The organism is Haloarcula sp. CBA1127, assembly GCF_001485575.1.
Taxonomy (GTDB): Archaea; Halobacteriota; Halobacteria; order Halobacteriales; family Haloarculaceae; genus Haloarcula.
Genome location: NZ_BCNB01000002.1, coordinates 350,591 through 362,119, shown reverse-complemented (window position 1 = coordinate 362,119; position 11,529 = coordinate 350,591). Strand labels below are relative to the sequence as shown.

Below are 11,529 nucleotides of genomic sequence, written 5' to 3'. Positions count from 1 at the left end.
TTCCGACTGGATGTTGCGCCCTGACATTGGCCTGCCGAGATTCAGCGGCGGGCCGCTGGTTCCCGTTGCAACGTACCTCCTGGTGATTGTGGTCCTCTCCGGACTGATGACCATCTCCCCCGGCGCATCGCCGCCACCCGTCCTGGGAATGATCTGGGGTGTCTTCCTCGTCGCACTCACGGTTGGGACGCTCAGAATAGAGGCCGTCTCACCGCGTTCTCTGCTCCCGTCTGTTCGCACACTGGGCCCCGTGATCGGGGTGGTCACCGTGTTCTGGGGACTGTACAATCTTGTTGCGGTCGCTCTCGCGATGGGTGGCATCTCCGGATTCGAAGCCTCGTTGTCGAGAACCGCTGCCCACCCGCTGCTGTATCTCGCGGCGCTTTTCAGTTCACTTCTGTTCACTGCGATCCCGGAAGAGTTCCTCTTCCGTACGTACCTCCAGCAGAAATTCACGTGGTTGGCCGGTGAGACGACTCGTCGCGCAGTGCTGTCCGGTATCGGCCTTGCCGCGGTCCTGTTCGCCCTGTTTCATCTCCCGCGGTGGTTTCTCGCATCGGGGCACGGCGTTAGCTCCGGGCTTGCAGTCAGGCTCCTCGGACTGGCGCTCATGGGTCTTGCCTACGGGAGCGTGTACGCGCTCTCGGGGAACCTCTGGCTCGTCGCGCTGTTCCATGCATCGATGAATCACCCCCCGTTCCTCGTCAAGGTGACCGTCCCATCTGAGCTACATCTGGTGGTCAGCGTGCTCGAATACACTATCATGGTTACGCTGGTCTATCTGACCGTTCGGGTGGTTGATCCTGTTGAGACGCCGCTTATCTGGTCACAACGCAACAACCACGCCTCAGCCGGGGACTGACGACTCTCTCTGTCTGTGAGGCATGGGCCGGATCGTACGTACGTGTCCAATTCTGTGGCTAAGTGGCAACCAACCGTAACAGGTGGGGAGAAACTGGGCTTTATTTTCGCTTCGGACAGAGACGTACCCATGGATCTACAGACGGAAACCTGGACTGATATGGCGGACGTGGAGACGAATCTGGCGCTGCTCCCCGTTGGGAGCACAGAGCAACATGGGCCACACGCGCCGCTCGGAACGGACACGCTCGACGCTGAGGCAGTCGCCGAACACGGTGCTGAGCGCCACGATGACCCCGTCGTCGTCGCACCAGCAGTCCCCGTCGGCGTCGCCGAGGAGCATCGAGCGTTTACCGGGACGCTCTGGACCTCCGAATCGACGTTTCGGTCCTACATCCGTGACATCGTCGGTAGTCTCGCCAGCCACGGCTGGGACCACGTGGTGCTGGTCAACGGCCACGGCGGCAACATCGACGCATTACGGGAAGTTTCGGGCACGATAACCCGACACGACGAGGCTTTCGCCGTCCCGTTCACGTGGTTCAACGCGGTCGGTGACCACAGCGCCGACATGGGCCACGGCGGGCCGCTGGAGACTTCGCTCCTCCGGCACACGAATCCCGAAACAGTCCACGAGGACCGGCTGGATGAGGCCGCAGACGGTGGTAGCGACGGCTGGGGGGAGTGGCAAAGCGGCGTCAACCTTGCGTTCGATTCCGACGAGTTCACTGAGAACGGGGTTGTCGGTGATCCGCGTGAGGGCAGCGCCGAACGCGGCGAGACGCTGCTGGAACTGGCGACCGAGTCGCTCATTGACCTCCTTGATGAAATCGCTGACCGACCGGCTGGGCCTCGTGAGTGAGAGTCGAGGCGAAAGCAGATATCTTCTATTGAAACCACAGTATCTGGCTACCCTTCGAGATTGTTTGTGTCTATTTTCTTGGTAAAAATATTTATACGATTTGAAAGGGGCTGAACAACAGCCAAAGATGAGAATTAAGACTAAATAATAACTACTTATACTTGTCTATGACGTAACTGTCTGGATCTGTTATGACACCGCTTGCAATTCCGTGTACTGGCTGGAAGCGGCCGCGCCGACTCAGTCGTCGCCAGCGCCTCGCTTCCGGATCTGTTTCCCACCAGCGTCTGGCGTCCGGAGCACCTGTTCGTCTGTCTCCGGCCCCAGCACTTCCACACGAACGCTGGACACCTTGTACTCAGGAATGCCGGCTGTCGGGTCGAACGTCTCGCCGGTGAGTTTGTTGACCGCGCCGGCAGCGAAGTGCATCGGGATGAATAGCGTCCCCGGGCCGACGCGCTCGGTCACTTGCGCCTTGACAACGATGTCACCCCGTCGGGACTCGACGCGGACGTACTCCTCATCGGCGATGCCGAGTTTCTCGGCCGTCTCGGGATGCACCTCGACGAAGCTCTCGCCGACGTGGCTCATCAGTCCCTCGACGCGGCGGGTGATCTGACCCGTGTGCCAGTGATACAGCACGCGCCCCGAAGTGAGCGTCAGCGGATACTCCTCGTCGGGAATCTCGCCGGGGTGTCCACCATCGGCGGGAACGAAGCGGGCCTTCCCGTCCTCGAAGTTGAACTTCCCCTCGTCGTAGTCATAGAGGTACGGCGTGCCCTCGTGATCCTCGTCCCAGCAGGGCCACTGGAGGCCGTGTTCCGCGCCGGATTCGAGGCGGTCGTAGGTGACGCCACCGTAGATTGGCGCGAGCGAGTTGATTTCGTCCATGACCTCACGTGGGTGGTCGTAGTCCCAGTTGTAGCCGAGCCGATGGGCCAGCGCCTGCGTTATCTCCCAGTCCTGGCGGGCCTTGCCTGGCGGCTCGGACGTGGGCCGAACTCGCTGGATGCGTCGCTCCGTATTGGTGAACGTCCCGTGTTTCTCCGGCGAGGTAGCCGCTGGGAGCACCACGTCGGCATACTCCGCCGTCTCGGTCATGAAGATATCCTGAACGACGAGGAACTCCATGTCTTCCAGCGCCTCGGCGGCGTGCTGGATGTCGGGTTCCGAGAGCGCCGGGTTCTCGCCGACGACGTACATCCCGCGGAGGTTCCCCGCGTGGGCCTCGGCGAGCATCTCCGGCACTTTGAGTCCGGGTTCCTCGGGCGGTCGCTCGCCCCACGCGTCGGCAAACTTCTCGCCGACCTCGTCGTCCGCCGGGTTCTGATACCCTGGCAGGCTCCCCGGAAGCGTCCCCATGTCGCCGCCGCCGCCCTGAACGTTGTTCTGCCCGCGGAACGGCGAGAGGCCGGCACCAGGCTTGCCGACCTGCCCGAGGACGAGCGCGAGGTCGGCCATCGCGATGAGGTTCTCCGTGCCGTGGCTCTGCTGGGTCATCCCCATCGCCCAGCCGAAGACAACGCTGTCGGCCTCGGCAAGCGTTTCGGCGGCCGAGGCGAGTTCGTCCGGCGACACGCCTGCCAGTTCCTCGACTTTCTCGGGCGTGAACGCCTGAACTTTCTCCCTGACCTCCTCGAAGTTCTTCGTGTTGCGCTCGATGAAGTCCTCGTCGTGGAGGTTGTGTTCGATGATGTACCGAATCAGGCCGTTGAGCCAGGCCACGTCGTAGCCGGGGTTGGTCCGGGTGTACTGGTCGGCGTGTTCGGCGATACCGACCTTCCGTGGGTCGAACACGACGAGGTCCGCTCCATCCCGGACGTTTTGCTTGATTCGCGTGGCGAGCACCGGATGGGACTCCGTCGTGTTGGAGCCGCTGATGAGGTAGGCGTCAGCCTCGCCGATGTCCTCGTTGATACGGTTGGTCATCGCGCCGTAGCCAAGCGTTTGCTGGAGCGCCGCCACCGTCGAGGAGTGACACAGTCGCGCGCAGTTATCGATGTTCTTCGTCCCAAGCACCTGTCGGGCAAACTTCTGGACGAGGTATGCCTCCTCGTTACTCCCCTTCGAAGAGGCGAGACAGCCAAGCGAGTCGATGCCGTGGGCGTCCTGAATCTCGGTGAAGCGCTCGGCGACATACTCAAGCGCCTCGTCCCAGGTCGTCGGTTCGAGGTCGCCGTCGTCGTTGCGGATGAGTGGTTCGGTGACCCGTTGCTCGCTGTTGGCGAACTCGTGGCCGAACTTCCCTTTTACGCAAGTCGAAAAGTTGTTCGCGGGCGCGTCGTCGGGGTCATCGACCGGAACGACGCCGAGCGAGTCGCCGTCTTTGCCCCACATCTCGAACCGGCAGCCGACGGCACAGAACCCGCAGGTCGTTTCCTCTTTGTCAATTTTCGAGAGTCGGTAGTCGCTGACCAGGTCGGCGATGTCGAACAGTCGGCCCTCGGGCATCGTGTTTGCTGCGATGCTCTCGGCGGTGTGTTCGCCGGCGAGGAACGCCTTTTTGCCGTAGTCTTTGGCGATGTCCCCAGCGCGGCGTTTGGCCGCTGAGGCGAATCTGGCGAGGCCTTGCTTCCCCTTCGCTGCTCTCGGGTCGTCGGGTTCGAATCCGCGATTCGGGGCGGTGGTGTCGTCGATGGTCTCGGCGTCCTCGTGTTCGATGACGGTCCCGATGGAGTTCCGTTGCGTGAACCCCGGCAGCGGGAGCGTCGCCGCGCCGTCGATGCCCTTCTCGGTCAGCGAGCCGGTGGGGCAGACGGTGGCGCAGTGCCCACAGGAGACGCACTCAGAGTCGTGCATCGTCTCGGCGTCGGACTGGAAGCCGATGCGGGTGTCCTCGCCGTGACCTTCGATTCGAAGGACACCTTCCACCTGCACGTCGTTGCAGGCGTCGACACACCGGTTACAGAGAATGCACTTGTTGCGGTCGATCTGGATGAACGAGGAAGTGTCGTCGATGGGTTCGTACTGGTCGCGCTCGTCGAAGACGCCGTATCTGGGGTGGTCGACGCCCTCGCTGATGGCGGCGTCCTGCAACTCACAGCGCCCGTTGCCGTTGCAGGTGGTACACCGGAGGTTATGGTTCGACAGCACGAGGTCGAGGTTGACGCTGCGGGCTTCCTCGGCATCGGGGGTGTCCGTCGAGACGGATAGGCCGTCTTCGGCAGGGAACGAGCACGATGGGACGAGACCGTGCTCCTCTGTCTCGACCATGCAGGTCCGACACTCACTGCGCGGGCCGATCTCATCGCTACAGTCACCGTCACGGTCGTAGTAACACAGCGCAGGTACGTCAGCATCGTCTTCGACGCCCTCTGCGCCGGGGTCGACACTGACGATATCGTCGTCGAGGTCCTGCAGAGCGTCGATGATGGTCGACCCCGGGGCGACCGTGACCCGCTCGCCGTCGACTGTCAGCGTCGTCGGGTCGTCCGTGTCGGTCCCCACGGCCGGGTCGTTAGCGGTTCCGGTCTCGAACTCGCGGGTAACTGGCGTCTCGGGCTGTGGGTCGTGTAGATCTGGAACTCGTGGAATCGATCTGTCTGTGCTCATAGTTTCTCCGTACAGGTACCGCTAGGACAGTGTCCGTTCGTGTGAGCGCGGAACTCGGGTTCGAACTCGTCGATGGCGGTGGTCACCGGCCGTGGCGCATGCGCGCCGGTCTGGCAGTTACTCGACTGACGCATCACGCGGCCGAGTTCACGTATCTTGTCGCTCTCGAACGAGCCGTCATATACGTCACGAAGGAGTTCTGCGAGCTGCTTCGTTCCCTCGCGACCGGGCACACACCGGCCGCTGTTCTCCATCGATGCGAACCGCGCCCGCTTCCCAACCGTTTCAACGGTACATCGACCGGTGTCGAACAGTTCGACGACGCCATTGGTTCCGAGCCCGGCCGCTCGGAGCGACTGTGCGGTCGGTGCCATGTCGAGGCTGCGAGTGACACCGCCGAGAACGCCGCCGACGCAGGCCATCTTGAACGACCCGTCCATCTCGACCGCTCCGCGAACCGCTGCGAGGCTTGCGCTGGACCCAAGTTCGACCGTCGCCCGGTTGGCAACGTCACCGGTGACCGTGACAAGTCGCGTCCCGGGGTCCGCCGCGTCAGCGTCGACGCTATCGGGATCGGCAACTGCTCGCTGGACGTGCGCGAACGTTCGCGGGGTGTGGATGACTGTCGGGCGGCCGTATAGGCCGCGTTTGGCCGGTGCGGGCGGCTGGAGCCGCGGCTCGATGCGGTCGGCTCCTTCCAGTGCTTCGAGCGCCGCCGTGGGCTCGCCGGCGCGGAACTCGTCCGGACCGGCCACCAGCTGCGGAACGACAGGCAGGGTGTCGGCGGCCGCGTCGATTGCCTCGCGGAGGTGCGCCTGCAAGTCGGTCTGCGACTCGTTTACATAGACGACAGCGTCGACAGCGTCCACGTACTCGGCGACCGCTCCAATCCCGTCCAGGACTGCCATCGGTGCGCCGGACAGTAGAGTGTCGTCGCCTGTTGGGAGGTCGCTGGCGTCGTTGGCGTTACAGACGACCACTGGGTCACCGTCGGTTTCGCTGGCTGTTTCCCACGTATCGGCGACCGGTTCGTCAGCGGCGGCGTCCCCGCGGCCCCGGCCCAGCAGCCCGGCTGCTGCTGCAGCGTCGGCAGTCTGCTCGGGCGAGACGAACGACCAGTCGGCCGGCTCCAGTGGGGCGACCCAGCCGCAGGGACCGAGTACGTCGCGGCGGCCGACCGAGAGCGGGCCACGCTCGGGGATGGGGAGCGAGGCCGTTTCGGGGTCGTGTTCGACGACGGCGTCCGCATCGGCTGTCGGTACTGTTCCCGCTTCCAGTTCACTGACGAGGTCACGGACAGTACCCGGCGGCGGGTCGCCGTAGAACGCTGTCCGTCCGCTACGCGTGACCATCACAAGCGGTGTGGCTGCTGTGATGCCCGTCGGTCCCGTCCTGACGACCGGCGTCGAATCCGCTGTCGCTCGCGCCGCGGAGAGGACCCTGTCCTCGTTCTGTGACCGGCCGTCCGTCGATACCCGGACGGCGGTCGAATGAGCGAGGGCCGTGGTTTCCCGAGTCATACTCTGTGCCTCGTGTTGAACGATTAAAAACCCCAGCCGAGCGGTCCCGGGACCACTGGTTGCAGTGGCGTCGTCGGCCCCCACAACATATCACTTGCTTATACATTGATGAGACAGCGCTGGTCAGACTGTTCCGTCGAAACAATGAGGCAGCGGGACGTTACCCCCAATCGAAATCATGAATCCACGGTTCAAGGAAGTCAAGGCGGAGGCGTCAGCCGCAATAACCGAGGCCGACCTGCGCTCGGTGTACACCGGTATTATCCACGAGGACGGCCGCCACGAGTACTACTTCGGTAACGACACCGAGGAGGCGGCTGAACTCCGCGAGGCAGCGGCGATACAGCTCGGGATGTTGCTTCGCGTCCTCGCGGACCGCTCGGACAGCAGCGTCGACGAACTGACGACGCTCGCCGCAGAGCGAGCAGAACAGATGGAGCTGCGGTAGGATACGGAACGGCCGCGCTCGCTACTCGGTGGTCGCGATAGCTTCAATTTCGACCGCTGCACCTTTCGGGACCGCACCAACGCCGACGGCGCTCCGCGCCGGTGGTTCCGATTCAAAAAACTCGCTGTAGGCCTCGTTGAACGCATCGAAGTCGTCGATATCGTCGAGATAGACCGTTGTCTTGAGTACGTCGTCCAGCGAGAGCCCTTCTGATTCCAGAATCGCCGCGACATTGTGAAGGCATTGCCGCGTCTGGTCAGCGACTGGCTCGTCGTCGAGGAGTTCGCCGTCTGTCGTTAGCGGGAGCTGTCCGGCGGTGATGAGGAGGTCGCCGTTCGACGTTGCCTGACTGTACGCGCCGACCGCGGCCGGTGCTTCGTCGGTGCTGATTACGTGCTTCATATTCGGCCGTACCTGCCCCCATCTGATAAACCCCCGCCGTGACGAGTCACGCTCGCACAACATTCTCGGGCGCTTACCAGTTGTGTCCAGTCACTGATTGATGACGACAATCGCTATCAGCGCCAGACCGATGCCGGCGGCTTTCGTCAACGTCATTGACTCCCCGAACGCGATGACGCCGATGACCGCGGCAGTGATGAAGTACATCCCGCCGATGGTGGACACAATCGACGTGGGCCCCACAGTCACGCCGACGAACGTCGAGACCACGCCGACGGCCGCCGCGACGCCCGCCGCGCCGGCGAACATCATCCCCCGGTTCGTGACGACGAACGATGCGTCTGAGACAACGACGTATATCCCGGTGACGACCGTTGCAGCGGCGTAGGACACGAACGCCGCGGTCTCCGGGTCCATTGTACTCGACGCGACGTTGCCAAACGCTATCCAGAACCCCCAGGCTATCATCGTTCCCAGTCCGAACAGGACGGCGGCGTTCATCTGTCCGCCCTCCAGATGAGTCGGTCCCCGCTCCCTCTAAGCGCCCTTGGCGAATGGCGACACCCATGCTCGTGCAATCGACGCATTGATGTGGTCGTATGTGGTCCGCTGACTTGAGTTCGGTGCCCGCTCGCCGCGTGTTTTTTATATTGACTCCGACAAAAGTATGTTAATGGCTAACGTCCCTGAGGACTCGTCGGACCGGACGCTGGAGGACGTGTTCTATCCGGCTGACAGAGTCCCGTTCGTCGAGTGGGACGAGCTATCCGGCGCAAAACCAACAGTCGTTCTGACCGGCACGGTCGCGCTGCTGGCGTTCGTGACCGGTCTTTCGAACCTCAGCCAGGCGTCGCTTACCCTCAATGGCCCGTTGACCGCAGTCGTCGACCTTCCGATACTTTTTGTCAGGTTCGGTGGGGTGCTGTTCGCGTTTATCCTCGGCATCGTGACGGTTGGACTCCAGCGGCGCAAACAACTCGCGTGGCGCGTGGCGGCCGTCGTGCTACTCGGTCTGGTAGTCCTGCCGCTTACCACGTTTCAGCCAACTGACATCCCGCTGTTGTTGCTGACACTGGTCACGTACCCGCTGCTGGTCCGCAACCGTCACCGGTTCGACCAGTCTCTTGACCTCTCGCCGATTCAGATCGCATCGTTGTCGGCGATTTTCGGCGTTGTTCTCTACGGGACCGTCGGTGCCTACGGGCTACGAGGCCAGTTCCTCGAACTCGACAGCTGGGGCGACGCCGTGTACTACGTCGTCGTCACAATCGCGACGGTCGGCTACGGCGATATCACACCTGTGACGGCGGAAGCACGATGGTTCTCGCTCTCGATTATCCTGTTCGGGACCGGCGCGTTCACCGTCGCCGTGGGCGCGCTCATCGGGCCGGCTATCGAATCCAGAATGGCGACAGCGTTCGGAGTCATGACAGCATCAGAACTCACACTCCTCGAGGACCACGTCGTGGTTCTTGGGTACGGAGACGTTACGGCATCGCTGCTTGAGGAACTGGGCGACGAGACGGAGGTTGTGGTTGTTACCCCCGACGAGGAGACGGTCGCGTCGCTGCAGGGCGAGGGCGTGAATCTGCTCACCGGTGATCCCACCGATGAGGATGTCCTCAGGGACGCACGCGTCGGGACCGCAAGCGGTGTTGTGGTGGGGAGTAACGACGATGCCCGCGACGTGCTTGCGGTCATCGCGACGAAAAACGTCAATCCTGACATCCGCACAGTCGCAGCGGCGACTGCCGAGAAACACGTCGAGAAGTTCCGCGCGGTCGGGGCGGACGAAGTTATCAACCCCCGTTCTATCGGCGGACGGCTTCTGGGAAAGTCGGTGCTGGGCCGTGAGTCGAGCGAACCACTACTGGACGGAATCGTCGCGGACGACGAGGAGAGCGGAGACACCACCGAGTAGCGGTCCCAACGCTCGTCAGCGACGGTGTCGACCGGCTTGCATCGTGCTGTGGGATAGTAATATATGTATTCGATACTGAATATTGACGCATGGCCACCTCGGACGCCTGTGGCATTGCGGAGATTGTCGGCCGGCTACTGGTGCCACTGTGCGCCGCGTCCGGGGCGCTCGTGCTCGCAGGGTTCTTCTTTCCGACGCTTGTCGGCGAAGCCGTGACTGGTCCGGCATGGCTGACTATCGCGCTCGTGTTTTTCAGTTCGGGACTCTGTTACATCGCGCTCCTTCCCTACTCCGAAGACGCTACTGCGCCGGCCGCGGCCGATGTCCTGCTCCGTGTTCGGCGGACCAATGTCAGACGGGCCGTCAGAGAGTTCCTCACACAGCACGAGCCAGCCATCCTCGCGTTCCCGGTGCTCGTGTTTGCCGCGTTCTTCGGGCTCCAGATCGCATTCCCCGCACGGACGACGGGTGCTGTCGACGCCGCTGCTGCCACAGTCCTTCGCGGCGGCGGCCCGCTGTTTCTCGCCGCGGTCTTCCTCTCGGTCTGTTACTGTCTGTTTCTCTTGGTTGGGCCCTGGGGTGAAATCAAACTCGGTGGTCCAGACACGGAACCAAGCTACACGTATCCGACGTACTTTACGCTCGTGTTCACGGCCGGCATCGCGGCCGGACTGGTGTTCTGGGGCCCCACTGAGGCTCTGTTTCACTACGATCAGCCACCGCCGTACATCGGGGCAGCCCCCAGGTCGCCGGGCGCGATCAACGGCGCGCTGGTGTACACCCTCTTTCACTGGGGCGTCTCGGCTTGGAGCGCCTATGCCGTCATCGGCGTCCCGATCGCGTACTTCGCGTTCACGCGGGGCGCACCGCTCCGGGTCTCGACGGTGCTGGCCCCGTTGCTCGGTGTCGATGAACTGGATTCGGCTTGGGCTACATTGGTCGATACGCTGGCCGTCTTTGCCACTATCGGGGGCATCGCCACCTCGGTTGCACTCGTGAGCGAGCAGTTTCTCGCCGGAATCAATTACCAGTGGGACGTGGCAGCCGGTGAGGTCGGACCGGTCCTGTTCGTCGGCGGCTTGACGCTGATATTCGTTGTCTCTAGCGCGACTGGAATCCACCGTGGCATCCGTCGCATCGCCGGTCTCAATATTGTCTTGTTCGGCCTGTTCGCGCTTCTCATCGCTGCCGTCGGTCCACGGTCGTTCATTCTCCAGCGAGGAACGCAGGCACTCGGGACCTACGTGGTGGAGTTCGTTCCGTTGAGTCTTCACACGGGCGGGCAGTGGGTCGCGGCGTGGACCGTCTGGAACTGGTTGTGGTGGTTTTCGTGGGCACCCTTCGCGGGGCTGTTCATCGCCGCACTCTCCCGCGGTCGCCGGGTCAGAACTGTCGTGTTCACGAGTGTCGTCGCGACCTCAGCGGCGACGATGGTCTGGTTCCTGCTGCTCGGTGGCACGTCGCTGTTCATCCAGCAGACGGGGCAGGCCGATATTCTCGCCGCGATCGCACAACGTGGCGGTTCGGAGGCGGTCGCCGGCTTCCCGCTGTTCGCGTCGTTGCCGCTGGGACAGCTCCTGATGTTCCTGTTTCTTGCGCTCATCATCGTGTTCATGGCCACCTCGGCGGACACCTCGACGCTCGTCGTCTCGGTTCTGGCAACGCGACGGGGGATGGCACCGTCGGCGACGCATATCGTCTTCTGGGGCATTTTTCAGGGTGCAGTCGCCGTTTCGGTGTTGCTTCTCGGTGGTGCCGAGACGCTCCAGGCGCTGGCCGTTCTGACTGGCGGCCCGTTCGCCGTAATATCACTTGTGGCGGTCGGCGGGCTGACCGTGACCTGGTACCGGGACGAGCAGGGCCACACCTCCCTCTTCCGACGCGCCGTCAGGAAACTGCCGGACATTCAGACACACCACGACGTCGACCCACCTGAAAAGAAATAGACCGCGCGGGTGCTGTG

At 63.0% G+C, this 11,529-nt stretch carries 9 protein-coding genes; 5 read left to right on the top strand and 4 right to left on the bottom strand.

Annotation, left to right across the window (positions count from 1 at the left end):
- Positions 1–10: 10 nt before the first annotated feature.
- The gene (locus AV059_RS02645) at positions 11–862 is read left to right on the top strand and encodes a type II CAAX prenyl endopeptidase Rce1 family protein (protein ID WP_058992064.1); all 852 of its coding nucleotides are present in this window, start codon (positions 11–13) and stop codon (positions 860–862) included.
- Between the two features lie 129 nt (positions 863–991).
- On the top strand, positions 992–1,723 hold the full coding sequence (locus AV059_RS02640) for a creatininase family protein (protein ID WP_058992062.1): 732 nt from the start codon (positions 992–994) through the stop codon (positions 1,721–1,723).
- Between the two features lie 240 nt (positions 1,724–1,963).
- Here AV059_RS02640 and fdhF read toward each other — a convergent pair whose 3' ends face one another.
- On the bottom strand, positions 1,964–5,275 hold the full coding sequence (gene fdhF / locus AV059_RS02635; protein WP_058992061.1) for a formate dehydrogenase subunit alpha: 3,312 nt from the start codon (positions 5,273–5,275) through the stop codon (positions 1,964–1,966).
- Positions 5,272–6,795 carry an NADH-ubiquinone oxidoreductase-F iron-sulfur binding region domain-containing protein gene (locus tag AV059_RS02630; protein ID WP_058992059.1) on the bottom strand — a complete coding sequence of 508 codons (1,524 nt, stop codon included), beginning with the start codon at positions 6,793–6,795 and terminating at the stop codon, positions 5,272–5,274. The genes fdhF and AV059_RS02630 overlap by 4 nt, the downstream gene beginning before the upstream one ends.
- Positions 6,796–6,973: 178 nt before the next feature.
- On the opposite strand from AV059_RS02630, the gene AV059_RS02625 reads away from it, so the two are divergent.
- Positions 6,974–7,243: a hypothetical protein gene (locus tag AV059_RS02625; protein ID WP_058992057.1), complete on the top strand. Its 270-nt coding sequence runs from the start codon at positions 6,974–6,976 to the stop codon at positions 7,241–7,243.
- 21 nt (positions 7,244–7,264) lie between these two features.
- On the opposite strand, the gene AV059_RS02620 is transcribed toward AV059_RS02625, so the two are convergent.
- Positions 7,265–7,645 (bottom strand): Rid family detoxifying hydrolase, encoded by a 381-nt coding sequence (locus AV059_RS02620; RefSeq protein WP_058992054.1) that lies wholly within the window; start codon positions 7,643–7,645, stop codon positions 7,265–7,267.
- Positions 7,646–7,735: 90 nt separating this feature from the next.
- On the bottom strand, positions 7,736–8,146 hold the full coding sequence (locus AV059_RS02615; RefSeq protein ID WP_004966000.1) for an EamA family transporter: 411 nt from the start codon (positions 8,144–8,146) through the stop codon (positions 7,736–7,738).
- Between the two features lie 172 nt (positions 8,147–8,318).
- Between AV059_RS02615 and AV059_RS02610 the strand changes: the two genes are divergently transcribed.
- Together AV059_RS02610 and AV059_RS02605 are read left to right on the top strand one after the other, a co-directional pair.
- Positions 8,319–9,566, top strand: coding sequence for an NAD-binding protein (locus AV059_RS02610; RefSeq protein ID WP_058992052.1), 1,248 nt, complete (start codon positions 8,319–8,321; stop codon positions 9,564–9,566).
- 89 nt (positions 9,567–9,655) lie between these two features.
- Entirely contained in the window at positions 9,656–11,512 is a 1,857-nt protein-coding gene (locus AV059_RS02605) for a BCCT family transporter (protein ID WP_058992050.1), read from the top strand.
- The last annotated feature ends 17 nt before the right edge of the window (positions 11,513–11,529 follow it).